The following is a 26,785-nucleotide window of genomic DNA, read 5'->3' on the forward strand; positions in this document are numbered from 1 at the left end:
GAGGCGGACATGAATATCGCATTCGAGCCGTTTCTCCCGCTCCCATGGTTGGTTGCAATTCTGGTGCCGTTGGCGCTGCTGGTGCTGGCGACGCTTGTCTTGAGCATGCGTGGCGGTCTGATCCGTCTTCTGGCCGCCTCAGCCCTTGCGCTGGCATTGTTTAACCCGGTTGTCATCAGCGAAGAACGCGAGCCTTTGAAAAGCGTGGTCGCCCTGGTGGTGGATCGCAGCCAAAGCCAGGAATTAGGCGAGCGGCGAGCGGATACCGATGCGGCACTCAAAGCCGTTCAAGACCAACTCGCCAGCATGCCGCAATTCGAAACACGGCTGGTTGAAGCGGCCAAACCGGACGAAAACAACGATGGATATGCGACACAGCTGTTTGCGCCGCTGGCGCGCGCGCTTGTCGATGTGCCTCCGAGCCGGGTGGCCGGGGCTATCATGATCACCGATGGGCAGGTGCATGACATTCCCGCCACAAAAAACGCGCTTGGTTTTGATGCGCCGTTGCACGCACTTGTCACAGGTAAGCCAGATGAATTCGACCGCCGCATACGTTTCAACAAGGCGCCGCGCTATGGCATCAGCGGCAAGCCGCTGGAAATGTCCTTCACCGTCATTGATGAAGGCAAGAGCCTCGGCAGCACCGCTGCGGTTGAAATACGTGTCAACGGCACGGTCGTCAGCACCGAGCAAGCCCGCATCGGGCAGGAAACATCTGTCACCATCGAACTGCCGCGTGCCGGCGTCAATATTGTCGAGATTACCACGCCGACCCTTCCCGGCGAGGTGACGGATAACAATAACCGCGCCGTTGCAACCATTGACGGCATTCGTGAAAATCTGCGTGTGCTGCTCGTCTCGGGCGAGCCGCATAATGGCGAACGAACATGGCGCAATCTGCTCAAATCCGATGCATCGGTCGATCTGGTCCACTTCACCATTCTGCGCCCACCCGAAAAGCAGGATGGCACGCCGATCAATGAACTTTCGCTGATTGCCTTCCCGACACGCGAACTCTTTGTCGATAAGGTCAACGAATTCGATCTTATCATTCTCGACCGCTATCAGCATCGCGATGTGCTGCCGCTGCTCTATTACGATTACATCGCGCAATATGTGGAAAATGGCGGCGCATTGCTGATCGCAGCTGGACCCGAATATGCGAGCGAAATGTCGATTGCTCGCACACCGCTTTATAGCGCTCTCCCTGCCATGCCGACCGGCGAAGTGACGGAAAAGGCGTTTTATCCACGCCTCACCACACTTGGTAAGCGCCATCCGGTGACGCGCGGCCTTGATGGTAGCGAGCAGGAGCCGCCACACTGGAGCCGCTGGTTCCGCACCATTGATGTTAGCCCGCCGCAAGGCGAAACGGTGATGAGTGGCGCGGACAACAAGCCGCTTCTGGTTTTACGCCGCGCAGGCAAAGGCAGGGTCGGCATGTTCCTGTCCGACCAGGGCTGGCTCTGGGCGCGTGGTTTTGAAGGCGGCGGTCCTTATGCCTCGCTTTATCGCCGCATCGCGCACTGGCTAATGCAGGAACCGGAACTGGAAGAAGAAGCGCTGACGGCCAGCGGAAGCGGACGCACTTTGTCCATCCGCCGCCAGACCATGGGTGACAATCCGGGGCAAGCCACCGTGACCACGCCTTCAGGCGAGACGCTCTCTGTCGACCTGGCGCAAGGAAAGCCGGGGCTTTTTGAAGGTGCACTTACAACCGACGAGATCGGAATTTTCCGTGTTCAAAATGGCGATAAGGAAGCGCTCGCCCATGTTGGCCCGGTTGATGCACCAGAATTTACCGACAGCATTTCAACGACGGATCGGCTAGCGCCTCTGGCGCAGGCAAGCGGCGGGTCCGCGCGTCGATTGCATGAAAGTACGGAAAGCTCTGTCAGCACTCCGACCATCACTGCGGTCAGTGCAGGCCGCGTGGCTCACGGCAATAGCTGGATCGGTTTGCGAGAGACAACTGACACCGCGCTTAAAAGCGTGCACCGCTTGCCGCTCTTTTCAGGCCTCTTGGCGCTTGCGGCTCTGCTCATGATTTTTGGCGGCATGTGGTATCGTGAAGGACGCTAATTAGACCTTATTGGCATGACGCATCATGCCGCTGACTCCATTGAGTGCGCCCGGCACCAGTTCACAGGCCAGCATACGGCGTGGATCAACGGGTGCCGGCATGACCATGGAACCAGGCGTCACCATGCGAAAACCGAACGGCGCGTAATAAGGCTCATCTCCCACCAGTACCACCAGCCCATGGCCCGCCTTTGTGGCGGCATTGAGCGCCATACGCATCAGCGTCTTGCCGATACCGCGGTTTTTCCATTCCGTGCGCACGGCAAGCGGCCCAAGCAAAAGCGCGGGCGTGGTTCCGATTACCACCGGAGTCAAACGCACCGACGCCACGACAACGCCGCCCATGAGCGCAACAAAGGAAAGATTCTGCTCGTGCGGCCCGCCTTCGCGGATGAAATGCGCGGCACGGGCGAAACGCCCGGGTCCAAAGGCCTGCGCATTGATAGCTTCGATTTCAATATCATGCGCGGGATTTTCCTGCGCGTAGGTCAGTTCAAGCTGCTGCATAGGACTGGATCGCAATATAGAGACACTCGGGATGATTGCATGGGATAGAACCGCGCCTTTTGCGCAGTTATTTTTTCATCGTCGAAGGATGAAAGACATTCCCATGATCAAAGCCTCCTCTGGGCCAGAGATTTTCCGGCGCGTTTCGGAGGCTCCATACCACCAAATCGGTAAGTCGTAAATGTATTTCTTTCAAATTGGCACAAGCGAGTTGCCGATTTGATAGAGTGACGCAGTGTTCAGTCCTTCGATGGCTGTCGAATTCTCCGTTGTGCTCTATGTTCACATAAAAGGAGATAGCAACATGGGACTTTTGGTCGATGGCAAATGGCAGGATGTCTGGTACGATACCAAGAGCACGAAAGGCCGCTTCGAGCGCTCGAAATCGCAATTTCGCAATTGGATAACGGCTGACGGCCAAGCTGGACCAACAGGAGAAGACGGGTTTAAAGCTGAGCCGGACCGTTATCATCTCTATGTGTCCTATGCCTGCCCCTGGGCGCATCGCACGCTGATTTTCCGCGCATTAAAAAAACTTGAACCCATCATATCCGTCTCCGTTGTCGATTACCTGATGGCAGAGGAAGGCTGGACTCTCTATGGCACCAGCGGCAGCACCGGCGACCCACTCTATGGGGCCAAACGGCTTTATGAAATTTATACGCGTGCAGACCCGCAATATTCCGGCCGCGTGACGGTTCCGGTTCTATGGGACAAGCAGCGCGAAACCATCGTTTCCAACGAATCAGCCGACATCATCCGCATGTTCAACAGCGCCTTTGATGCGCATAGTGATGCATCGGTCGATTTTTACCCTGAAGAACTGCGCAACGAGATCGATGCGCTCAACGATTTCATCTATCCCAATATCAACAATGGCGTTTACCGGGCAGGCTTTGCGACCACGCAGGAGGCTTACGACGAAGCTTTTACGCAATTATTCGAAGCTCTTGATGCGCTGGAAGAAAAGCTATCCCACCAGCATTACCTGACCGGCAGCCAGATCACGGAAGCCGACTGGCGGCTTTTCACCACCCTTGTGCGCTTCGATCCGGTTTATGTCGGTCATTTCAAGTGCAACAAGCGTCCCCTCGCCGATTATCCGAACCTGTGGAATTACGTGCTCGAACTTTATCAGGTACCCGGAGTAGCCGATACGGTTAATGTGGAGCATATCAAGGGGCATTATTATCAAAGTCACAAAACCATAAACCCAACCGGCATTGTGCCCAAAGGGCCGCAAATTGATTATGCAGCACCACACGACCGTGATCGTTTTGCGCTGATCTGACGCCTGATAAAAACTGCGCTTTTTATGCAACAGTACGCTTGCGAATATTAGCGGATGCCCCATTCTGCTGCGGCTCTTTGATTTAGATCAATGGGACGCAGCGCGACGCGGTTCAGATTGCCTTCATCACGACCCCCAAATCATGCGGGCCAAGACTGAAGGAGAGAGAAAATGAACCGCTTCGCCAAGGGATTAATGGCTGCAACCGCGCTAAGTTTTGCAGCACCCGCAGCTTTTGCAGCCGATGCCGTTGTTGTGCAGCCCGCATCACAAATCGAGGCCGTGCCTCAAACGCTGTCACCCTGGCAGATTCGCGTTCGTGCGCTCGGCGTGATTGCGGAAAACTCCGGCCATGTGAATGGAGTTTCGGGTTCCGATCTTGACTATTCCAAGTCGATTACACCGGAACTCGATATCACCTATTACTTCACCGACAATTTGGCCGCAGAACTGATCCTCGGCACAACCTATGCCAACATTAACGGTTCAGGCTCGATTTCAAGCCTTGGCAAGGTTGGCAAGACATGGATTCTGCCTCCCACATTGACGTTGCAATACCACTTCACCAATTTCGGCGCTTTCAAGCCTTATATCGGCGCTGGCGTCAATTATACCATCTTCTATAATCAGGATGCCGGCAGCGCTGACCGCCTGAAAGTCAAGAACACCTTTGGCGGTGCGCTTCAGGTCGGTTTCGACTATATGATCGATGAACATTGGGGTGTGAACTTCGACGTCAAGAAACTGTTCCTCGAACCAAAATTCGATGTAACAGTTGGTGGTCAGGAGATGACCGGCAAAGCCAAGCTCAATCCATGGCTGATCGGTACGGGTATCACCTACCGCTTCTGATAAAGACATCGGGCGCGAAAGCGCCCTTTTTCTTACCATAAAGGCAGTGGTTCCTGATTTTGCAGAGCCTCCTGCAAACGTCGTTTTGTTGAGGGTGTCGTACCTTCGGGAAGAGCATCAAGGGAGAAGAAACCGCATTCGGCAATTTCCATATCCGGCAATCGCGGTGCCGTCTGCTCGAAATGCCGACAGATATAAAGCGCAACATGGTCACGTGGCGAGGCATGCGCATTTTTATAAAGTGCAAAAAGCTGCGGCGAGCTTTTTAAAACGATATTGGCTTCCTCACGCAGTTCCTTTTCCAGCGCCTGTCCAAAGGTTTCTCCACGCTCGACACCACCGCCCGGCAATTGCCAGCCCGGCACATAGGTATGGCGGACCAGAAACACCAGATTCTTCTCTTCATCAAACACGATCGCGCGCACCCCAAGGGTCATGGGGCGCCGCAACAGAAAATAGGTATGAAAGATAAAATGCCTAAGGCGCATGCCGCCACTCCAGAGACGCGCTTTGCGACTGTAAAGGAATTGGTACGCGCATCAACAGAAAGTCGCAACAGCCGGTTTCGATTTCACTGAGAATGCAGTAAATGAATTCTATGTTTCGCCTCACGCATATTTCAGACATCCACCTTTCACCCCTGCCGCGTGTGCGCTATCGTGAACTCGCATCCAAACGCATCACCGGTTACATCAACTGGTTGCGCACGCGCAAAGGTTCCATGACAGGAACTGTCCTCGACAGGCTCGTATCCGATATGCTGGCGCATTCACCAGACCATATTGCCGTGACCGGCGATCTGGTCAATCTGGCGCTTAATCTCGAAATCGATGTTGCCTGTGAATGGCTGACACGATTGGGTGCACCCGATACAGTGTCGGTCGTCCCCGGCAATCACGACGCTTATGTTCCCGGTGCGCTCGACCGCTCCTGCCGTAAATGGGAACCATGGATGCGCGGCGATGGTATCGACAACAAAGGCAAGCGCCCACAATTTCCCTATATGCGTGCGCGTGGGCCTGTTGCGATGATCGGCGTCTCCTCGGCCCGTGCCACGGCCCCGTTCATGGCGAGCGGCGATTTTCTGTCCGCTCAAGCCAAACGACTGGGCAAAACGCTTGATGAAGCGGGCGCGCAAGGATTATTTCGTGTCGTGATGATCCATCATCCGCCGATCAGGGGGGCCACACCCGCCCATAAGCGCCTTTATGGTATTGGTCGTTTTCAGAAAGTCATTGCCAAACACGGTGCGGAACTGATCCTTCATGGTCATACGCATCTGGCAACACGCTATGAAATACCGGGATCAAACGGCCCTGTACCCGTGATTTGCGTCCCCTCCGCCAGTCAGAATTATGGCGGGCACAAACCACCCGCACGATATAACATATTCAACATCGAGAAACGTGAGGACGGCTGGTCATGTGTTTGGGAACAGCGTGGCATCGCAGATCAAAGCGAGCGCATCCTGAAGCTTTCAGAGCAGCAGCTTTATGAATAAGGCGGCAAAAATGCCGCCTTATCAGAGATCCAAGCTATTAAGCAGCAATCACCCGATTGGCGGCGGAGACGATTGCCTCCAATGATGCGCTGACGATATTCTCATTGATGCCCACGCCAAACAGCTTACCGTCGGGATGCGCCATTTCGACATAGGAAATCGCCGAAGCGTCCGACCCCTGATTGAGCGAATGTTCGGAATAATCAACCACCGACATTTTCACGCCGAGATATTTGGACAGCGCGTCGACAAAACCGTCAATCGGGCCTGTTCCCCTGCCCTCGATGCTTCTGGTCGTGCCGTTATCCACGATCTCGGCGGTCAGGATACGCCGTCCCTTCTGCTCGGGATCGGGCATCGTGTGGTGGTCGACGAATTTGATCCGCGCCTCCGGCTGGACGACATAAAGTTCCTGAAAAGCATCGTAGATGCGCTTCGAGGGCAGTTCCTTGCCTTCCTCATCGGTGATCTGCTGGATGATCTCGCGGAATTCCACCTGCAGATTGCGCGGCAGGTTCAAACCGTAATCGGCTTGCAGAATATAGGCGATGCCACCCTTGCCCGACTGCGAATTGATGCGGATGATTGCCTCATAGGAGCGGCCCACATCCTGCGGGTCGATCGGCAGATATGGCACTTCCCACACCGGCGAATTGGCGTGGCTGCGTGCTTTCATGCCCTTGTTGATCGCATCCTGATGCGAACCCGAAAAGGCCGTATAGACCAGTTCGCCGACATAAGGGTGCCGCTCGGCAATTTTCAACTGGTTGGAATATTCATAGACATCCTTCATGCGATTGATGTCGGTGCAATCGAGTTCCGGGTTGACGCCCTGCGTATACATGTTGAGCGCCAACGTCACCACATCGACATTGCCGGTGCGCTCACCATTGCCGAACAGCGTGCCCTCGACACGATCCGCACCAGCCATCAGGCCTAATTCGGTCGCGGCAATACCGGTGCCCCGGTCGTTATGCGGGTGCAGCGAGATGATCAAGTTTTCGCGATTGTCGAGGTTTCGGCACATCCATTCGATCTGGTCGGCATAGATGTTGGGCGTGTTCATCTCCACTGTCGATGGCAGATTGACGATCAGCTTGTTGTCGGCAGTGGGCTTCACGATTTCAGTGACGGCATTGCAAATTTCCAGTGCCACTTCCAGCTCGGTACCGGTAAAGCTTTCTGGAGAATACTGAAAGCGGTAGCCACTCCCCGGTGCCTTTGCTGCCATGTCCATGATCATCTTGGCGGCATCGGTCGCAATCTGCTTGATACCCGGCACATCCTTGGCAAACACCACACGACGCTGCAATTCACTGGTGGAATTATAAAAATGAATGATCGGCGTTTTTGCACCTTCCAGCGCCTCGAATGTGCGGGTGATGAGTTCCGGGCGGCATTGAACCAGCACCTGCAAATCGACATCATCGGGCACATTGCCCTGCTCAATCGCCCAGCGGCAGAAATCGAAATCAGTCTGCGAGGCGGACGGAAAACCAATCTCGATTTCCGGGAAGCCCATATCGACCAACAAGCGGAACATACGCTCCTTGCGATCATGCCCCATGGGGTCGATCAGCGCCTGATTGCCATCGCGCAGATCAACAGAACACCAGATCGGGGCTTTCTCGATACGCTTGGACGGCCATGTGCGGTCAGTCAGCTGAGCAACGGGGAAAGGCGCGTATTTGGAAGCGGCGTCCGGCATACCTTTGCGTGCCGTTGCCGAACTGGAAATTGTTTGCGGTGTCATGACAGTCTGATTCATTTCTCGTTTCCTCCCGGCTTCAAACGGCATTGAGCCTTTGAGCACGGTCTTTCAATCATCGATAAGATTTTTGGGAAAGGAGCACAAGCGGCGGGACCGAAGATCGACCGCCGAACGCTCCTTTCAACGAGCCCGGCGGTCGCCGCTAAGGCCGAGGGTAAGAAGCGAGTTTAGAACGCAGACATCAATGCGCGCGCCTTGGGCGGCAGCATTGTGTTCCAGAGAGGTGGCGTTCTTCATAATCATGCATACGCTTTTACACGCACGGTTTGTCCCGTGCAAGCCGCTATTTGTACTCAGGCAAAAGGAACAGAACTTGTACCGGGCGGCAGTTTGGCTTCATCTTCCGGCTCGACATGAATAACCACCCGTGCACTGTCTATCTGCGCTTTGACGGCCTCCTCAATCCGGTCGCAGATGATGTGCGCGGCACCTACGCTCATATCGGCTGCAACAACAAGATGAAACTCGATGAACGTCACGCGACCGGCAATGCGGGTTTTGAGATCGTGAACCTCGATGGCGCCGCCCGCATTGGCTGAAATAATGTCACGGATGCGCATTTCCTCTGCCGGTTCCACGCCCTTATCCATCAGGCCCTGCACAGACGTGTTAATCACCTTCCAGCCCTGCCACAGGATATTGACGGCAACCAGAAGCGCCAGCAGAGGGTCGAGGATCGCCCAGCCGGTCACAACCGAACCGACAAGGCCGACCAGAACGCCTGCAGAAGTAAAGACATCGGTCATGATGTGCTGGCCGTCAGCTTCCAGTGCCGGTGAACGGGCCTGACGTCCGGTGCGAATCAGAAGCAAGGCCCAGAGACAGTTAATAGCCGCAGCGGCCGTATTGATCCCAAGGCCTAGCCATGGTTCGTCCATTATTCGTGGTGTTTCCAGCGCGAACCACGCTTCGCGGAAGATCAGCAGCGCCGCCACACTGATCAGCACACCTTCGACAACGGCGGAAATATATTCGGCCTTGTGATGGCCGAAAGGATGATTGCCATCAGCAGGAAGATAGCTGACGCTGATCGCCCACCATGCACCGATCGCAGCAATCACATTGACGATAGATTCCAGTGCATCCGAATAGAGTGCCACGGAGCCTGTCAGCATATAGGCTACGTATTTTAGCCCCATTACGCCCAGCGCAACAGGGATCGACCATGCGGCAAGCCGCCGAACTTTTAAACTCGCATCCATGGCGAACCTTTGATTGCTTCCTCTGATCTTTAAAGCGGATCAGCTCAAAACACGCATCGCTGTGATATTCATGCTCTGCCGGCACAGGGACTATGCCTTTTCAGGTCATTGGCCTTTCTATAGCCCGGATAATAATCGTTTCGCACCCCTGTTTTTACACAGTTACCGGATTAATTTCTCCTGCAAATGCAAGGCATTACAGTTGCAAATGCGTTGCGAAACCAGCTCTCGAAAAAATGTAAGGATATCATTGCGATTTGCCTGTTACAGTACGCGGTGACATGATCGCGACCTCGATCAACCCGCACGGGAGGATAAAATTACAGTTCGCAATGAGGTGGTTATAAATGCAGCGCTATGCGCCATTTGAACAAATCGTCCTGCGGCGCTCTATATGGGTGACCGTCTTAATCGGCGCTTTCAGTATTGTTTTCGGCCTCTTTATCGGCTCCGGCTCGATCATCTTTGACGGAATATTCTCTTCCATCGATGCCGCCATGACGGTCGTTGCCCTTCAGGTCACAAAGCTTGTCAGCAATGAAACCACGCCACGTTTTCAGCGCGGTTTCTGGCACATGGAACCAATCATTCTGTTTCTGAACGGCGGCACGCTCATCATTCTGTGCTTTTATGCCTTCATCGGATCGATCTCGACCATTCTGCAAGGCGGACATGAGATCGCCTTCGACTGGGCGGCAATCTACGTCTTTCTGCTCTGTATCGTCTGCTTCGCCATGATGATCTATGAACGGCGCATCAACCGCCGCATCCGCTCAGAATTCATCAAGATCGACGCCCTCAACTGGCTGGTAACTGCCCTCATCAGTCTTGCCTTGCTGATGGCGTTTGCCTGCGCCTGGCTGATGCAAGGCACAGGTTTTGAGCCTTACATGCCCTATGTCGATCCGGTGATCCTGCTTGTCCTTTCAGCCGTCATGATCTTCATGCCGCTCAGCACTGTGCGCAAGGCTGTGCGCGAAATCCTGCTGATGACGCCCGAACGTATGGATCTGCGCGTGCGCGAAATCATGGACCGCATGCAGGAGAAATATGGCTTCAAGGATTACGCCAGCTACGTGGTCAAGGTCGGTCGCGCCAAATTCATCGAGCTACATATCGTGCTGCCGGAAGATTTTCCGATCGCATCCATTGCCACGCTGGATGCGATCCGCGCCGATATCAGTGAGCAAATCGGCGGAGCGGGGCCGCAACGCTGGATCACAATGAGTTTTACCGGCGACGAAACATGGGTCTGATAATGAAAAAGAGCGGAGAATATCCGCTCTTTTCCCTGATCATCAGCGCCGCTTGTTTGCCAGATGCGCCACCACATTTTCGATCATGCGCATACCGGCATTCTGCCCCAGCGACATGATGGATTCAGGGTGAAACTGCACCGCTGCCACAGGCTCGTGCTTGTGCTCAAAAGCCATGATGACACCGTCTTCGGTTTCTGACGTCACCAGAAAATCGTCGGGCAAGCGTTCCGGGTCGGCAAAGATCGAATGATAGCGCCCGACCGTTACTTCTTTTGGAAGGCCGGAGAAAATGCGCCCCTGTTTGGAGATACGGATGCGAGACGGCTTTCCATGCATGGGAACATGCAACTGCCGTAACGTACCGCCATAGGCTTCCGCCAAGGCCTGAAGCCCGAGACAGACGCCGAAAATCGGCAGCTTGCGCTTGCGTGCTTTGTCGATTGTCGCCTTGCAATCGAAATCCTGTGGCGTACCCGGCCCGGGTGACAATACCACCAGATCGGGATTGACGCGATCAAATATTTCCTCGGCCACCGGTGTGCGCACGGTTGAAACCGTGGCTCCGGTCTGGCGGAAATAATTGGCGAGCGTGTGCACAAACGAATCCTCGTGATCGACCAGCAGGATCGAAATCCCCTCGCCCACTTTGGAAGCGGTACGCTCTTCCGCAACCTGATTGCTTTTTTGTGCTTCACGCACGGCAGCAATCATGGCCGAAGCCTTCAACTCCGTTTCGGCCTCTTCTTCCTGCGGATTGGAATCAAACAGTAGCGTTGCACCAGCCCGGATTTCCGCAACCCCGTCCTTGATACGAATGGTGCGCAATGTGAGGCCGGTGTTCATGTCGCCATTGAAATGCATCATGCCAATGGCGCCGCCATACCATGCACGCGGGCTGCGTTCGTTTTCTTCGAGAAAGCGCATCGCCCAGAGTTTTGGCGCACCGGTTACGGTCACCGCCCATGCATGGCTTAAAAAGCCGTCAAAAGCGTCCATGCCATCGCGCAACCGTCCCTCGATATGATCAACGGTATGAATGAGACGCGAATACATCTCAATCTGGCGACGACCAATGACGCGCACCGACCCCGGCTCGCAGACGCGGCTCTTGTCGTTGCGGTCGACGTCCGAGCACATGGTGAGTTCGGATTCGTCCTTCTTGGAGTTGAGCAGTTTCAAGATCTGTTCTGAATCCGAGATAGCATCGTCACCCCGTTTGATGGTGCCGGAAATCGGACACGTCTCGATGCGCCGCCCATTGACACGCACGAACATTTCCGGCGACGCGCCAACCAGATATTCGTTGTCGCCGAGATTGATGAAAAAGGAATAGGGCGAGGGGTTGATGGTTTTGAGCCGACGAAAAATTTCTGACGGTGCTGTATGGCAACGTTCATAAAATGTCTGACCCGGCACGACCTCGAACAGATCGCCGCGCTTAAAACTGTCTTTGGCGCGCTCGACCAGCTTGGCATATTCACCTGGATTATGGTCACCACGCGGCAGGTCGCGTTCGGATGGGTTAAAAGCCTGCGCGGGCGTTTCTCGGGCCAGACCATGTGTGGATGAACCACCGCAGGCAAATTCATAGCGATCCACCCATGCGCGCGCCGAATAATGATCGGCCACGAAAATCTCGTCTGGAATGAAAAGCACCAGATCGCGCTGGTCGGCCGGGCGCTTCAATTTATAGTCAATCCGGTCGAACTGAAATGCCAGATCATAACCGAAAGCACCGTAAAGACCGAGATTGTCGTCTTCTTCCGAGAAGAAAAGCCCGACAATGGCGCGCAATACCGTGAAGACCGAAGGCACACGCGAGCGTTCTTCCTCGGTAAAGGTCCCGCTTGGCTCGGCAATCGTCAATTCAATCCGGCTTTCTTCGGACGTGTCGATGCTCACTTCGGCAAGCTTACGAACCGTTTCCAGAACGGGGCGCAGCAGGATGATGCCGCGCGCATTCAGCGCTTCGATGCGCATGGTGCGGGCGCGTGAGGAAATGACGACCGGCGGATCAATGATTGCCGTGTCCCAACGCGTATAGCGGCCCGGATATTCATAATTGGACGAAAACACCGCACCGCGTCTTGAGTTGAGCGCATCGATATAGGTTTCAATCGCTCCCTTATATTCGGTCAGATGCCGCGTGCGCTCAACGACGACACCGCCCGCGGTCTCGTGCTGGACTATCTCGTTATCCGCTATTTTCGCATTCATGCTTGGCTGATCCCAATTGGCTTTTCGTTTCCGAACATTTTCAAACTTCCCGAAGGACCCATTCCGTCAGCCAAACAAAAAGGCCGCCCGGATAATCCCAGCGGCCCTGTCTCCTGAACGCAAATGCACAAACGCCTGCGTGGCCGCTTTTAGCGAACCCACCACCAGCCGTTATTGACAATGCGCGAAATGTTCATGCTGCTAGTGTTAGCCTTGCATGAGACCGCTTGCAACCGGAAAATGAACCTGCGGCATTTTCCGCAAAAACCGTCCTGTTACCTGCCAATTCTAACGGCATACAACCGAAGAAAACCCTGCTAGGCCTCCAAAAAAAGAAAAGTCCGGACAGTTTGCAGCGGCCCGGACTTCTCCCTGCCCTTAATGAGGACAGAACAGACAAGGGAAGCGGGGAGCCTTGCCTGATATGAACGAGGCTCCACACCCCTGACGGCAAAATTCATACGTGCAATATAATTTTCAATATGCCGAAAACTACCATAGGTTGAGTCACTTTGGCAACCTGTAATTGTAGCGCGAATATCATCCTGTCATCATTCGCAGTTGTATAAGCTTTGTAAAATTGTCTGCCTTTTATGTAAGATTCGTCTTGCACCGGGGCGATAATTCCGATTCATTTCAATGAACAAGAAAGCGTTGATGAAAACAGAGCTGCCATCATCAGGCAGCCATTTGAGTATGGGAGCCGCAGAATGAAAGACCTTGATGCAATGGACAAGAGCATTTTGCGCGCGCTTCAGGAAAACGGGCGCCTGTCAAACACCGAGCTTGCCGATCGCATCAACTTATCCCAGACGGCCACGGCCGAACGCGTGAAGCGCCTGACACGGGAAGGTTACATTCTAGGTTATTCTGCGCAGCTTTCTCCCAGAATGCTCGACAGGGCAATGCTGGTTTTCATCGAAATCAAGCTCGACCGCACCACACCGGAAGTTTTCGAGACTTTTTCTACCTTCACCCGCGGTAATCCCGATATACTGGAGTGCCATATGGTAGCCGGTGGCTTTGATTATCTGGTGAAGGCACGAGTTTCCGATATGGATCATTATCGCCGCTTTCTCTCCGAAGCTTTGCTATCGCTGCCGGGTGTGCGCGAATCCCACACCTATGCCGTCATGGAAGAAGTCAAGGAAACCGCGCATATCGCCGTTTGAGTGCTGCTTTAATCCGTCTTCCCCAATCACGCTCCCTCACATATGGGATTTTCCTCAAGAAACTTGCCAAAGTCGATTTACGTGTATATACCCGCATTATGCCCCATACATGTTTCTGCACACTTCTAAGGCAAGCCACACGCAAAACCTCGGCCGTATACGACGGGGCGCTGGCTCCTCTTGGGATCAATGTCGCCCAGTTCAGCCTGTTGCGCCGACTGGAGCGCAAAGGTGCGCTGTCATTGACCGAACTCGCCCACGATGCTGACCTTGACCGTTCGACCATCGGGCGCAATGCAAAAGTCCTGCAACGTATGGAACTGATCGAACCCGTGCAAACCACAGACCATCGCGTCAACAAGGTGCAACTGACCGCTACCGGGCACGATCTTCTACTACGCGGCGCACCACTCTGGGACAAAGCGCAGGAAGCGATCGAAATAAAGCTTGGCGATGACGGTGTCCTCCAGTTGCAAAATCTGCTGCACGCCCTTGAAACCGCAGATTGACTACGAACAATGACCGAAAAGGTTCGGTTCCTTATGGAACCAATAGTCCTATAATCACCAAGGCCATCGAAAATGGTCTAACTGAAAGCGCCTTCGATGATTTCTGCCCGCCTTGCAGGTTTTCTCGCCCGGAGAGACATCCATTATGGATGGGTGGTCGCAGCCATTACCTTCCTCACCATGCTGGCGACCGCGGCCGCAATGGGATCGGCTGGCATATTGATCGATCCGCTGCAGCGTGAATTCGGCTGGACCAACGCCAACATCTCTTTCGCCATGGCGCTTCGCCTCGTCCTGTTCGGCCTGATGGGACCATTTGCGGCCGCCTTCATGAACCAGTTTGGGCTGCGCCGCGTCGTAACCGCCGCACTCATTCTGATTTCATCCGGTCTGATCGGTTCAATCTTCATGACAGAGCAATGGCATATGGTGGCGCTCTGGGGCGTCATCATCGGCATCGGTACCGGCATGACGGCGCTGGTTCTTGGCGCGACCGTCGCCGCACGCTGGTTCGAAAAGCGCCGCGGGCTTGTCGTCGGCCTGATGACTGCCAGCAACGCGACGGGACAGCTCGTCTTCATGCCTATTCTGGCCAGCGTCAGTCAGTCGATCGGCTGGCGTGCTTCGCTTGTCGTGGTGATCTGTTTTCTGGTCGCAGCCCTTCTACTCGTTCTCATGCTGATGCGGGATAATCCATCGGATATAGGCCTCAAACCTTTCGGACGTGTCGCGCCGCTTCCCGCACCCCAGCCAAAAATGAGTTTTGGCGCCATGCTAGCCTCACCATTGACCGTTCTGCGGGAAGCTTCTTCCACCGCGACGTTCTGGGTGTTGTTCCTGACATTTTTTGTTTGCGGATTTTCGACCAACGGGCTCATCCAGACCCACTGGATCGCGCTTTGCGGGGATTTCGGCATCGCACCGGTCGGCGCCGCCGGCATTCTCGCCGTGATCGGTGCCTTCGATCTGATCGGCACCATTGGTTCGGGCTGGCTGACCGATCGTTTCGACAATCGATGGCTTCTGTTTTGGTTTTACGCCTTGCGTGGCCTATCGCTCATTTATCTCACCTTCACAGACTTCACGCTCTATGAACTGGCGCTTTTCGCGGCTTTTTATGGGTTGGACTGGGTTGCAACCGTACCACCAACTGTCAAACTCGCCGCCGAGCGCTTTGGGCCGGAAAAAGCCGGTATCATCTTCGGCTGGGTTTTCACCGGCCATCAAGTTGGTGCTGCTGCCGCTGCCGGCTTTGCCGGGTTGGTCAGGACCGACTATGACAGCTATACCCCAGCGCTCATTCTGGCCGGAGCATTGTGCTTTGCTGCTGCGGCGATGGTCTTTCTCATCACCCGCTCAAACACACGAACTGTTCTCCAACCTTCATAAAGCATCCCCCCAATCGGCACGACGTGCCCAGCGGAAGAAGTCGCCGTCGCGTTTTGTTACCAGTCGCTCATCTGCCGTGCCATCATTATGGCAGAGTTTTATCGAGACCTTGCCGCTACCCGTCCGCACCGGCGCGATCACCCGGGCCTTAGTGTCAACAACGGATTGTCGTACAGCTGCGAGATAGATGAATTTTTCATCCTCCCACGGCACTTCCGCATCCTTGGTCATGCGATGAATGCGTGAACGTGCGACACGGCGCGAAAAATGACACCAGTCGGGCGCGGAAAGCGCACAGGCAGATTGATGCACACAAGGCGCAGCGATAAAGGCTCCCTCCGCAATCAACTCTGCACGCGCATCCAGAATACGCCGCCAGCCAGCCGGGGTCCCTGGCTCCACAACCACCAACATCTGGCGCGCCGAAGCCCAAAGCCTCTTCAAGAGAAAAGTCCGCTCATCCGGTGCCAGTTCATCAAGCACATAAGCAATGGTGACGAGATCGGCTTCTGGAAAGTCTGGCCTTTCCTTCACCACATCGCCTGCACGCCAATCGAGCTTGGCAAAGCCGCTTTTCTGCGCAAGACTGTGACCAACCGCCCGGATCGCTGGGCTTGCTTCGATCATCGTTGCGCTCTCGAGCATCGGCCAGCACTGCTTTGCAGCCCATAGTGCCGTTCCCGGTCCGGCTCCGACATCAAGCATGGTTTGCGGCGCAAAGCTGTCACAGATTTCTGCCGCACTCTCAAAACTGGAACGCACCGCTGCGTAAGTCGCGGGCAGGCGCGCAGCGAGATATGCTTTAGCCGCCAGTTCGTCGGAAATATGCAGCCGACCGTCACGGGTTTCCGCACGATAGCGGCGCGAGAGAAGATCGGATGCGCGCTGCAAGTCTACCAATGCGACGCTCTCAAGCGCCGCATCGACCGCCTGACGAAGGATGGGCGGCAATTCCATTCCCGCTCAGCGCTCCAGAACCTGTTTGACGTCAACGAGATTGGAACGGACCCGGAGGATATAGAACCCCATCGTGGTCAGATGCGAGGGCATAAACCATGCATCGGGATTGCCATTGGAGACGATGAAAGGCCGCATATTGAGCGCGGTACGCATCTGCTTTTCCATCTCGTCCCAGACACCGTCGAGATGTTTTTCCGCCAGCACACCGCGAAAATCAGAGTGTGCTGCGCGCAACAGGCCATAATACGCATAAAGCTGGCCATAGGCGAACCAGAAACGGTCATCGGCGCGGGTGTCGAACCAACCCGCATGATAATTCTCGGCACGATCTTTCAGGATTGCCGAAGTCGATCCAAGATCGCTTGCGATCCGGTCGACAAGCTGGATCAAATTGTCGGCGCGCGCATCAAATGTCGCCTGACAGTTTTCAAGACGAGTGTTGAAAGCACGCATATCCTTGATGGCGGAACGATAATAGCTCGGTGTCGGTGTCTTCGGACCGAACGGGCTTAAGCCGAAATACCAGGCATCCTCCGCAAATTGCAGATTGCCACGCGCCTTTTGCAGATCGGCATCAATCTGCGAGGTGCCACGCAAGCGCCCGATATTATCGACCAGTTCAATCGCCGTGCGGCGGACAGCTGCATGAACACCGCGCTGGAACGAGGCCTTGTTGTCGAGAAACGGGGTGCGATCCCAGTCAAGTCCAAAAAAGCCCGTTTTATAAAGCAGCATGGACGAAATCCATGCATTCTGATTGACGTTGAAATCAGTGAGATCGGCTGCAACTTCGGCAATAGCGGAAGGCGAGCATTTTTGCCTGGAAGAAGAGACCTGCGCCGCTTGCACGCTCTGTCCCGTCGAGGGCGCTTCCGTCTGACCGCTTTGGGCATTATTCTCAACCGGCGCACTTGCTGGTGTCACCTCTTCGCCGGGCGTCGTTGCGCTTTGATAGCTGTATTTGGCGGGATAATCGGGGTCGAAATTGGTCCACACCTGAGTCTGCCAGATAAAATAGATATAAAGGCCGGCAAGCATGACCAGGGCCACGCCAATCACGGCTTTCCACAACAATCCGAACTTGAGATAGAGCCGCCATAAAGCACCGAGCGGAACAGCGATCAGCCGACCCAATCCTGCAATAACGCGAACAAGGAAGGAAAAAAAGGCTCGCACTGCATTCCACACCGTCGGTTATCCTTCCGTCTGCCCGTAATTGCAGGGCTTTGACTAACATTTCATGTGCTGCAGATCAGGTCTGAAACAGGCCGTAATCCTATAACGTCAGCGCCAGAAAACTTCTCCCTCACACATAGAGTGCGCTTGTCTTTTCGACAACCTCGAAGCAGCATGCAACTGATTTTATCTGATATTTTTTGGCTTGAAGGGTTGAAACCCCGGGGCCAATCCGTAACATGCGCCATCTCATTGGCCTGTCGGGTGCTCCCTGCCCGCTTACATAGCCCATTTCAAATAGCCAGTCCCGGCACGCGAACAACGAGAGCAGTTTCAGGAATAGTGCAAAACGATTTCCCTCCCGAAACTGTGGCAAATTCACTATACGTCGCAATCGAGAATATTTTTGCCGCTATAGTACTTGATCGGCGAAATCTTTGGTGTTTGCTATCAGCTGGAACCGGTAAAATAATCAATTCGCCAAAGTGCCCAGCAAATGGGCGGCCCGGTAAATGGAGAGAAGAATGAAATCCGTATCGACCTATGTGCTCACTTTTGCAGCATTCGCCACGGGGACGGCGATGTTTGCGACCGGGCCTATGACCGGCGGCATCGCCTATGCGGCTGAACCGCAAAGCTGCTCCACCGTCCGCTTCTCCGATGTTGGCTGGACAGACATCACCTCCACAACAGCCGTTGCAACCGAGGTGTTAAAGGGGCTTGGTTACAAGACCGACATCAAGATTCTTTCCGTGCCTGTAACCTATGCGTCGCTTAGCAAAAAAGACATCGATGTATTCCTAGGCTACTGGAATCCGTCTATGTCTGCCGATCTCAAGCCTTATCTGGAAAACAAAACCGTCGAGACGCTGCGCACCAACCTGACAGGTGCGAAATATACGCTTGCCGTACCAAAATATGCTTATGAAGAGGGCCTGAAGGATTTCAAGGATATCAACACCTTCAAGGACAAGCTTGGCGGCAAGATTTACGGCATCGAGCCTGGTAATGACGGCAACCGCCTCATCCTGGACATGATCGAAAAAGATGCCTTCGGCCTCAAATCATTCGATCTGGCAGAATCGTCCGAACAAGGCATGCTTGCACAGGTCGGTAAAAGCGTCCGCAGCAAAGAACCTATTGTGTTTCTCGCATGGGAGCCGCATCCCATGAACAAGAATTTTGAGATCGCCTATCTGACCGGTGGCGATGATTACTTCGGCCCCGACCTCGGCGGCGCCAAGGTAGAGACCAATGTACGGGCGGGCTATGCACAGGAATGCCCGAATGTCGGCAAGTTCCTGACCAATCTGGAATTCAACCTTGATCTTGAAAACGAGATCATGGGCAAGATTCTCGACAATGGCGAAGACCCCGCGAAGGCTGCGAATGACTGGCTCAAGGCCAATCCGACCATTCTCGACACATGGCTTGCAGGCGTGACCACGGTTGACGGCAAGGAAGGTCTTCCTGCCATCAAGACCGCTCTTGGTCTTTAAAACATCCGGGCCGCAAACTATGCGGCCCTTCACACCTCATTCAATTAACGCAGCAGGAGACTTGATCGTTGAACTGGCTGACGGATTACAAGATACCGGTGGGGCCGACCGCCAAAACAGTGGTGGACTGGCTCACAAACAATATGGGCGGCTTTTTCGATACGCTGGCCGCAGTCATGCAAAGCATGATCGACGCTCTGCTTTTCGTTCTCAAGCTACCACATCCCCTGCTACTGATTGCCATTTTTGCTCTTATTGCATGGTTCATCCAGCGGCGTATTTCGGTCGTCATCCTGACGATCATCGGCTTTCTTTTCATCCTCAACCAAGGCTATTGGGATCGCACGCTTGAAACGTTGACGCTCGTGCTCTCATCTTGTGCACTATGCATGATCATAGGTGTACCGCTCGGCATTGCTGCCGCGCACCGCCCGGCCCTTTACGCCGCTATGCGCCCCGTTCTTGATCTCATGCAAACCTTGCCAACCTTTGTCTATCTGATCCCGGCAATTGTGTTCTTTGGCATCGGTATGGTTCCCGGCCTGCTCGCCACAGCGATTTTCGTGCTACCCGCTCCGGTTCGCCTCACCCATCTTGGCATATCATCCACGCCGTCCTCACTGATTGAAGCGGGTGAAGCTTTCGGCGCCTCGCGCACACAGCTTTTGTGGAAAATCGAATTGCCCTATGCCATGCCCCAAATACTGGCAGGATTGACGCAAACCATCATGCTGTCGCTCTCCATGGTGGTGATTGCAGCCCTTGTCGGTGCGGACGGTCTTGGTGTTCCGGTTGTGCGTGCGCTCAACTCGGTCAATACCGCGCTGGGCTTTGAGGCGGGCCTGGTCATCGTCGTCGTCGCCATCGTGCTCGACCGCATCTTCCGCGCCAGCCGCGAGAAATAGGAGAGGCGAATGGCTAATATCGCACTCGAAGACGTCTGCATCATTTTTGGCAAAAATACCGATGAAGCCCTGGCTATGGCTGATCGCGGCGCAACACGTTCGGAAATTCAGGCGGAAACCGATCTCGTGCTCGGCGTGCATAATTGCACGCTCAACATCGAAGAAGGCGAAATCCTCGTCCTGATGGGCCTATCCGGCTCCGGCAAATCAACATTGCTGCGCGCCATCAACCGGCTCAATCCGATCTCGCGCGGGCGCGTTCTCGTGCGCGACGGTGATCGGGCAATCGATGTCGGCACGGCGGATCGCAATACGTTGCGGAGTTTGCGTACCGAACTCGTCTCAATGGTTTTTCAGCAGTTCGGGCTTTTGCCATGGCGCAGCGTCGAGGAGAATGTGGCTTTCGGGCTTGAAATTTCCGGCATGTCCAGAGAAAAACGCCTTGCCAAAGCTCGTGAGCAGCTTGAACTGGTCGGATTGCAGGATTGGGCCACACACAAGGTCAGCGAGCTTTCCGGTGGCATGCAGCAGCGTGTCGGGCTAGCACGCGCCTTTGCGACCGGCGCTCCCATGCTTTTAATGGACGAGCCCTTTTCCGCGCTTGATCCACTGATCCGTACCCGCTTGCAGGACGAATTGCTGGCCTTCCAGTCACGGCTTAAAAAGACCATCGTCTTTGTCAGCCATGACCTCGATGAGGCCATGAAGATCGGCAATCGTATCGCCATCATGGAGGGCGGACGTATCGTGCAATGCGGCACGCCGCAGGAAATCCTGCTGCAACCCGCCGATCAGTATGTCGCGGATTTCGTGGCGCACATGAACCCGCTTGGCGTGTTGCGCGCCGGCGATATCATGACGGCATTAGACCGAGCGGCAGCGCCCCGTCCCTTTGCGGCCACCGCGCATCCACAAACGCCGGTTCGTGATCTGATGGCATCAATCGCCGATACGAATGGCGATGTCGGTATTGTCGAAAACGGCAAGATTATCGGCAAGATCGCCTCGGACGATATTGTCCGCGCCCTTGCCTGGCACCAGCAGCGCGCTCAATAGGTTTTAATCGTTCAAACGAAAAAGCCGCGTATCGCTACGCGGCTTTTTTACGGATTTCAGGCTCTCAAGCGTGAGCGGCTTGGCGGGCTGCAGCACGCGCTTCGACACGCGCGCGAATGGCATCGACATCGGCACGTGGGGTGGCTGCGAACAGTTTCTTCGTGTAGTCATGCTGCGGATTGCTGAACACATCCTCACGTGAACCATATTCGACGACTTCGCCGAAATACATCACCATCACTTCGTCAGCGATGTAACGGACCACCGAAAGATCGTGGCTGATGAAGACATATGTCAGGCCGAACTCTTCCTGCAAATCCGCCAGAAGGTTGAGCACCTGTGCCTGTACCGACAGATCGAGCGCCGAAACCGGTTCATCCAGAATCAGCAGTTTCGGGTTGAGCATCAGCGCGCGCGCAATCGCGATACGCTGACGCTGACCGCCCGAAAACATATGCGGGTAGCGGTTGAAATGCTCGCGGCCAAGCCCGACCTTCAGCAGCATCTGCATCGCCTTGTCGCGACGATCCTTGGCCGACATATTGGTGTTGAGCAGAAGCGGCTCAGCCAGAACATCACCGATCTTCTGGCGCGGGTTGAGCGAGCCGTAAGGGTTCTGGAACACGATCTGCACCATCTGGCGCATTTCAGCGCTCAAACCGTCGCGCTCGATGTTCACATCCTGCCCGCCGATCAGCAACTCGCCCGATGTCTGAGGGTCGATCATGGTCAGAATGCGGGCAAGCGTTGACTTGCCGCAACCCGATTCACCAACGATCGCCAGCGTCTTGCCCTTTTCGACCTTGAAGCTGACGCCCTTGACCGCATGAACTACCTTGTTCTTGCCGAACAGGCCGCCGCCGACATGATAATCGCGCTTGATATCACGCGCTTCGAGAACGATCTCGCTCATCACGCTTCTCCCGCAGCATTTTCTTCAAGGACAAAATCGGAAACCGTGGGCAGGCGGTCGCCGGTCGCGTTTTCCGGCAGCGACGAAAGCAGCGCCCGCGTATAGGGATGTTTTGGCGCGGAAAACAGCGACAATACGTCGGCATCTTCCATCTTGTGGCCCTTGTACTGCACGATCACCCGATCCGCCGTTTCCGCGACCACGCCCATATCATGGGTGATCATGATCAGGCCCATGCCATGTTCGACCTGAAGCCGCATGAGAAGGTCGAGGATCTGTTTCTGGATCGTCACGTCAAGCGCGGTCGTCGGCTCATCGGCGATGAGCAACTTCGGATTACACGCAATGGCGATTGCGATCATCACGCGCTGACACTGACCGCCCGACATTTGATGCGGAAAGCTTTTGAGGCGCTCAGACGCATCGCGAATGCCGACAAGCTCCAGCAGCTCGATCGCTCGTGCCTGGCTTCTCGATCCTTTCAGGCCCATATGCCTGTTGAGCACTTCCTCGAGCTGGTAGCCGACCGTGAAACATGGATTGAGGCTTGCAACCGGCTCCTGAAAAATCATCGAAATATCGCGACCGATGATCTGGCGGCGCTCCTTGTCGGACATGGTCCGCAAGTCCTTGCCGTTAAAATCCATCTTATCGGCAGTCACGGTTGCCGTTTTGGGCAGAAGGCCCATGACGGCCAACATGCCCACCGATTTTCCGGATCCGGATTCGCCCACAATTGCGAGCACTTCACCCTTGTCGACAGCGATATCAATGCCATCGACAGCCTTGAAGGGACCGGTCGATGTATCGAAAGAAACTGTCAGGTTTTTGATTTCAAGCAGAGCCATGCATCAGCTCCTCTTCAGTTTCGGGTCGAGCGCGTCGCGCAGACCGTCGCCGATCAGATTGATCGCGAGAACGGTGATCAGGATGGCAAGACCGGGGAATGTCACGATCCACCAGGCGCTGGTGATGAACTCACGTGCGGACGCCAGCATCGTTCCCCATTCAGGTGTTGGCGGCTGTGCACCCATACCGAGAAAGCCAAGAGCTGCAACGTCGAGAATGGCATTGGAAAAGGACATGGTTGCCTGCACGACCAAAGGCGCCAGACAATTGGGCAGAATGGTCTTGAACATCAGACGCAGACGGCTTGCACCGGCGAGCTTGGCCGCTGTCACATATTCGCGTTCCTTTTCCGCCATCACGGCGGCACGGGTCAGGCGAGAAAAATGCGGCAGCAGAACCAGCGTGATCGCCAGCACGGCATTGATGAGGCCGGGGCCTAAAATGGCGACCAGGACCAGCGCGAGCAACAGCGATGGAAACGCCAGAATGACGTCCATGATACGCATGAAAACCGTATCGATACCGCCACCGAAATAACCGCAGAGAAGGCCAATGGTAATGCCAAGACACATCGAGATGATGACGATGACGAAGCCGACTAGCAGCGAATATTGGGCACCATAGAGCAGTCGGGACAGGATATCGCGGCCCACTTCATCCGTGCCGAGCAGAAACTGCGTTGTTCCATTCTCCTGCCAGAACGGCGGATTGCGGAGAAACTCCGGAAACTGTTGGCTTGGTCCATAGGGAGCAAGGACTGGTGCCAGAATGGCAACCAGGACAATGGTCAGAAAAACGACCAGTCCGATCACCGCGCCACGATTGACGCTGAAATAGAACCAGAAATCTTTCAAAGCCCGAATCCGTCCGATGTCGTTTACGGTTTCCGGCTCAATAGCTGAGTGTGTCATGATACCCTCACTTATGCCGGATACGGGGATTGATGAGGCCGTAGAGCAGATCGACCACCAGATTGACAATCATGATGATGAAGGCAATCAGCAACAACCCGCTCTGGACGACCGGATAATCACGGCGGAAGATGGAATCGAGCATCCACTTGCCGATGCCAGGCCAAGAGAAAATGGTTTCGGTCAGAATGGCACCCGCCATCATCACGCCAACCTGCAAGCCGATCGTGGTAATGACGGGGATCATCGCATTGCGCAGCGCATGGATGCCGATAATGCGTCGGATCGGCAGACCTTTAGCGCGCGCCGTGCGCACATAATCCTCGCCCAGCACCTCGAGCATAGCCGAGCGCGTCTGACGCGCAATCACCGCAAGCGGAATGGTTGCAAGCACGATGGTTGGCAGGATGAGATGTGAAACCGCCGACAGGAACGCACCTTTCTGATCCGACAAGAGACTGTCGATCAGCATGAAGCCGGTGACTGACGGGAAATAGTAGAGCAGCGAGATGCGTCCTGAAACCGGGGTCCATTGCAGGATACCGGAAAACAGAATGATCAGCAGCAATGCCCACCAGAAGATCGGCATTGAGTATCCAACCAGCGAGATGCCCATCAACCCTTGATCAAACCATGATCCGCGCTTGACCGCTGCAATGACACCAGCCGGGATGCCAAGCATCACAGCCACGATGATAGCGCATACGGAAAGCTCGACAGTCGCCGGGAACAGTATGAAAAACTCCGTCAAAACGGATTTTTTCGTCACCAACGATTGTCCGAAATCGCCATGCAGCAGGTTCCAGACATAATCGAGATATTGCTGCCAGATGGGCCGGTCAAAACCGAGCTGCGCCATCAGTTGCGCATGCCGCTCGGGGCTCACGCCTCGCTCACCCGCCATCAACAGAACCGGATCGCCCGGCAGCACACGAACGAAGGAGAAAGCCACGATCGTGATGCCGATGAAGGTCGGAACCAGATAGAGAATTTTGTTTAATATGAAACGAAACATACAAAAACTCCGACCGGGTGCGGAGAAGCACTCCGCACCCGGCCGCTCGTGTTACCAGATTTTACTCAGCGATATCGACTTCTTCAAACCGATAATCGCCAAGCGGGCTCTGCTTGAAGCCCGTCACTTTGGCAGACATCGGCACAAAAACAGTCGAATGTGCGATGGTGTTCCACGGAGCCTGCTCCTTGAAGATAACCTGAGCTTCTTCATAAAGCTTGGTACGCTCTTCCTGGCTGGTCGAGACCTTGGCCTTCTGGATCAGGTCTTCAAACGGCTTGTAGCACCATTGCGCGCGGTTGTTATTGCCCACGCCTGCACAACCAAGCAATGTTCCAAGGAAATTGTCCGGGTCGCCATTGTCACCGGTCCAGCCCAGAAGGACAGCACCGTCACGGTCTTTTTCGCCCGACTTCTTGAGGTATTCGCCCCATTCCATCGATACGATCTCGGCGCTCACACCAACCTTGGCAAGGTCCGACTGCATGAGTTCCGCCGTACGGCGTGCATTGGGCATATATGGACGGCTCACCGGCATCGCCCAGAGCTTCATCTTGAGACCTTTGACATCGGCCGCTTCCAGAGCCTTCTTGGCAGCTTCCGGATCGTATTTATCGTCCTCGATCGTGTCGTTATAGCCCCACATTGTCGGTGGGATGGGGTTCTTTGCAACCTGACCCTGCCCCTGGAACACGGCATCGATGATGGCCTGCTTGTTGATGGCCTGATTGAGCGCCTTGCGCACTTCCGGCTTATCGAACGGTGCCTTCAGCGTATTATAAGCAAAATAAGCGACATTCAGGCCAGCCTGCTCGTCAACCTTCAGATTGGAATTGGCCTGAAGATCCTTGATATCAGCTGGAGCCGGATAGGACATCAGATGGCATTCGCCAGCCTTGACCTTTTCGGCACGCACCGCAGCGTCGGTTGTAATGGCGAAAACAAGATCATCGATCTTCGGACGCGTATCCCAATAATCGTCGTTGGCCTTGAAGCGAACGACAGCGTCCTTCTGATAAGCAACGAACTGGAAGGGGCCAGTGCCAACAGGAAACTGGTTGAGATCATCCTTCTTACCATCGTCTGCCAGCTTGTCGGTATATTCCTTAGAAATAATCGAGGCGAATGGCATCGAAACATTGGCGAGGAACGGTGCTTCAGGACGGCTGAGCACAAACTTGACCGTATAATCGTCAACGCGGACGATTTCCTTGATCAGTTCACCCATTTCCATGCTGTCAAAATATTCGTATGTGATACCGGCGGTATATTGATGCCAGGGATTTTCCTTGTTGCTCATACGGTCGAAGGAAAAGATCACGTCATCGGCATTGAAATCACGGGTCGGCGTAAACTGATTACTTGAATGAAACTTGACGCCCTTGCGCAGATTGAACGTATATTCCAGACCATCTTCCGACACGTCCCAGCTTTCAGCGAGTCCCGGCACGACCTTGGTCGTTCCGTTTTCAAATTCTGCAAGACGGTTATAGACCGGATGCGCCGAAGCATCGAACGTGTCGCCGCCCGTATAGGCTGCGGGATCGAAGCCCTCAGGTGATGCCGGCGAGCAATAGACAAAGGTCTTAGCCGAAGCGGCCCCGCCCATCAAAACAACCAGCGCTGTCGCAGCCAGAAGTGTTTTATACATTTTCATTATTTTCCGCCTCCAGAAAAAAGCATGCCGCGTGCACCCCATTGCCCGCAGCCTGACCTATCGAAACGCTTGCGTCGTCACATTGCAAG

Annotated in this window: 23 protein-coding genes; 11 read left to right on the forward strand and 12 right to left on the reverse strand. The window is 54.7% G+C overall.

From position 1 onward, the window contains the following. Window positions 1-9: 9 nt before the first annotated feature. The gene (locus AAIB41_RS06560; protein WP_343312467.1) at window positions 10-2,085 is read left to right on the forward strand and encodes a hypothetical protein; all 2,076 of its coding nucleotides are present in this window, start codon (window positions 10-12) and stop codon (window positions 2,083-2,085) included. Here the strand turns inward: AAIB41_RS06560 and AAIB41_RS06565 are convergent, their stop codons facing one another. After that, complete coding sequence (locus tag AAIB41_RS06565; RefSeq protein WP_343312468.1) at window positions 2,086-2,592, reverse strand: N-acetyltransferase; 507 nt, start codon at window positions 2,590-2,592, stop codon at window positions 2,086-2,088. It abuts the gene before it with no gap. Between the two features lie 304 nt (window positions 2,593-2,896). On the opposite strand from AAIB41_RS06565, the gene AAIB41_RS06570 reads away from it, so the two are divergent. Together AAIB41_RS06570 and AAIB41_RS06575 are read left to right on the forward strand one after the other, a co-directional pair. Further along, entirely contained in the window at window positions 2,897-3,883 is a 987-nt protein-coding gene (locus AAIB41_RS06570; protein WP_343312470.1) for a glutathione S-transferase family protein, read from the forward strand. Window positions 3,884-4,054: 171 nt separating this feature from the next. Next, the gene (locus AAIB41_RS06575; protein ID WP_343312471.1) at window positions 4,055-4,735 is read left to right on the forward strand and encodes an OmpW family protein; all 681 of its coding nucleotides are present in this window, start codon (window positions 4,055-4,057) and stop codon (window positions 4,733-4,735) included. 32 nt (window positions 4,736-4,767) lie between these two features. On the opposite strand, the gene AAIB41_RS06580 is transcribed toward AAIB41_RS06575, so the two are convergent. Continuing rightward, entirely contained in the window at window positions 4,768-5,223 is a 456-nt protein-coding gene (locus AAIB41_RS06580) for an NUDIX domain-containing protein (RefSeq protein ID WP_343312472.1), read from the reverse strand. A gap of 110 nt (window positions 5,224-5,333) precedes the next feature. Here AAIB41_RS06580 and AAIB41_RS06585 point away from each other — a divergent pair, with 110 nt between their 5' ends. Beyond that, window positions 5,334-6,236: a metallophosphoesterase gene (locus AAIB41_RS06585; RefSeq protein ID WP_343314689.1), complete on the forward strand. Its 903-nt coding sequence runs from the start codon at window positions 5,334-5,336 to the stop codon at window positions 6,234-6,236. A 37-nt stretch (window positions 6,237-6,273) separates the two neighbouring features. Here the strand turns inward: AAIB41_RS06585 and leuA are convergent, their stop codons facing one another. Further along, a complete protein-coding gene (gene leuA / locus AAIB41_RS06590) occupies window positions 6,274-8,004 on the reverse strand; it encodes a 2-isopropylmalate synthase (RefSeq protein ID WP_343312473.1) in 1,731 nt (576 codons plus the stop codon). A gap of 296 nt (window positions 8,005-8,300) precedes the next feature. Beyond that, window positions 8,301-9,209, reverse strand: coding sequence for a cation diffusion facilitator family transporter (locus AAIB41_RS06595; protein WP_343312474.1), 909 nt, complete (start codon window positions 9,207-9,209; stop codon window positions 8,301-8,303). A 347-nt stretch (window positions 9,210-9,556) separates the two neighbouring features. Here AAIB41_RS06595 and AAIB41_RS06600 point away from each other — a divergent pair, with 347 nt between their 5' ends. Next, complete coding sequence (locus AAIB41_RS06600; RefSeq protein ID WP_343312475.1) at window positions 9,557-10,465, forward strand: cation transporter; 909 nt, start codon at window positions 9,557-9,559, stop codon at window positions 10,463-10,465. Between the two features lie 42 nt (window positions 10,466-10,507). Here the strand turns inward: AAIB41_RS06600 and AAIB41_RS06605 are convergent, their stop codons facing one another. Then, window positions 10,508-12,685: an anthranilate synthase component I gene (locus AAIB41_RS06605; RefSeq protein WP_343312476.1), complete on the reverse strand. Its 2,178-nt coding sequence runs from the start codon at window positions 12,683-12,685 to the stop codon at window positions 10,508-10,510. 710 nt (window positions 12,686-13,395) lie between these two features. Here AAIB41_RS06605 and AAIB41_RS06610 point away from each other — a divergent pair. The 3 genes from AAIB41_RS06610 to AAIB41_RS06620 all read left to right on the forward strand — a co-directional run bounded on the left by AAIB41_RS06610 (window position 13,396) and on the right by AAIB41_RS06620 (window position 15,755). Next, a complete protein-coding gene (locus tag AAIB41_RS06610) occupies window positions 13,396-13,857 on the forward strand; it encodes an Lrp/AsnC ligand binding domain-containing protein (protein ID WP_343312477.1) in 462 nt (153 codons plus the stop codon). Between the two features lie 98 nt (window positions 13,858-13,955). Next, window positions 13,956-14,366, forward strand: coding sequence for a MarR family winged helix-turn-helix transcriptional regulator (locus AAIB41_RS06615; protein ID WP_343312478.1), 411 nt, complete (start codon window positions 13,956-13,958; stop codon window positions 14,364-14,366). 96 nt (window positions 14,367-14,462) lie between these two features. After that, window positions 14,463-15,755, forward strand: coding sequence for an MFS transporter (locus AAIB41_RS06620; protein WP_343312479.1), 1,293 nt, complete (start codon window positions 14,463-14,465; stop codon window positions 15,753-15,755). Here the strand turns inward: AAIB41_RS06620 and AAIB41_RS06625 are convergent. Then, on the reverse strand, window positions 15,750-16,712 hold the full coding sequence (locus AAIB41_RS06625) for a small ribosomal subunit Rsm22 family protein (RefSeq protein ID WP_343312480.1): 963 nt from the start codon (window positions 16,710-16,712) through the stop codon (window positions 15,750-15,752). The two genes, AAIB41_RS06620 and AAIB41_RS06625, sit on opposite strands and share 6 nt — an antisense overlap. A gap of 6 nt (window positions 16,713-16,718) precedes the next feature. Beyond that, window positions 16,719-17,903 carry a DUF2333 family protein gene (locus AAIB41_RS06630; protein ID WP_343312481.1) on the reverse strand — a complete coding sequence of 395 codons (1,185 nt, stop codon included), beginning with the start codon at window positions 17,901-17,903 and terminating at the stop codon, window positions 16,719-16,721. 512 nt (window positions 17,904-18,415) lie between these two features. Here AAIB41_RS06630 and AAIB41_RS06635 point away from each other — a divergent pair. The 3 genes from AAIB41_RS06635 (at window position 18,416) to choV (ending at window position 21,351) form a co-directional block, all read left to right on the forward strand. Then, the gene (locus tag AAIB41_RS06635) at window positions 18,416-19,390 is read left to right on the forward strand and encodes a choline ABC transporter substrate-binding protein (RefSeq protein ID WP_343312482.1); all 975 of its coding nucleotides are present in this window, start codon (window positions 18,416-18,418) and stop codon (window positions 19,388-19,390) included. 68 nt (window positions 19,391-19,458) lie between these two features. Next, window positions 19,459-20,295: a choline ABC transporter permease subunit gene (choW, locus tag AAIB41_RS06640; protein ID WP_343312483.1), complete on the forward strand. Its 837-nt coding sequence runs from the start codon at window positions 19,459-19,461 to the stop codon at window positions 20,293-20,295. Between the two features lie 9 nt (window positions 20,296-20,304). Further along, entirely contained in the window at window positions 20,305-21,351 is a 1,047-nt protein-coding gene (gene choV / locus AAIB41_RS06645) for a choline ABC transporter ATP-binding protein (RefSeq protein ID WP_343312484.1), read from the forward strand. A 64-nt stretch (window positions 21,352-21,415) separates the two neighbouring features. On the opposite strand, the gene AAIB41_RS06650 is transcribed toward choV, so the two are convergent. The 5 genes from AAIB41_RS06650 to AAIB41_RS06670 all read right to left on the reverse strand — a co-directional run bounded on the left by AAIB41_RS06650 (window position 21,416) and on the right by AAIB41_RS06670 (window position 26,696). Beyond that, window positions 21,416-22,264, reverse strand: coding sequence for a dipeptide ABC transporter ATP-binding protein (locus tag AAIB41_RS06650; protein ID WP_343312485.1), 849 nt, complete (start codon window positions 22,262-22,264; stop codon window positions 21,416-21,418). After that, complete coding sequence (locus tag AAIB41_RS06655) at window positions 22,264-23,112, reverse strand: ABC transporter ATP-binding protein (RefSeq protein WP_343312487.1); 849 nt, start codon at window positions 23,110-23,112, stop codon at window positions 22,264-22,266. Before AAIB41_RS06655 ends, AAIB41_RS06650 begins: the two co-directional genes overlap by 1 nt. Before the next feature lie 3 nt (window positions 23,113-23,115). Continuing rightward, window positions 23,116-24,024 (reverse strand): ABC transporter permease subunit, encoded by a 909-nt coding sequence (locus tag AAIB41_RS06660; RefSeq protein WP_343312489.1) that lies wholly within the window; start codon window positions 24,022-24,024, stop codon window positions 23,116-23,118. A gap of 7 nt (window positions 24,025-24,031) precedes the next feature. Further along, window positions 24,032-25,039, reverse strand: a complete 1,008-nt coding sequence (locus AAIB41_RS06665) for an ABC transporter permease subunit (protein WP_343312491.1) — start codon at window positions 25,037-25,039, stop codon at window positions 24,032-24,034. A 61-nt stretch (window positions 25,040-25,100) separates the two neighbouring features. Continuing rightward, a complete protein-coding gene (locus AAIB41_RS06670) occupies window positions 25,101-26,696 on the reverse strand; it encodes an ABC transporter substrate-binding protein (protein WP_343312493.1) in 1,596 nt (531 codons plus the stop codon). Window positions 26,697-26,785: the final 89 nt, after the last annotated feature.

Source organism: Brucella sp. BE17 (assembly GCF_039545455.1).
Taxonomy (GTDB): Bacteria; Pseudomonadota; Alphaproteobacteria; order Rhizobiales; family Rhizobiaceae; genus Brucella.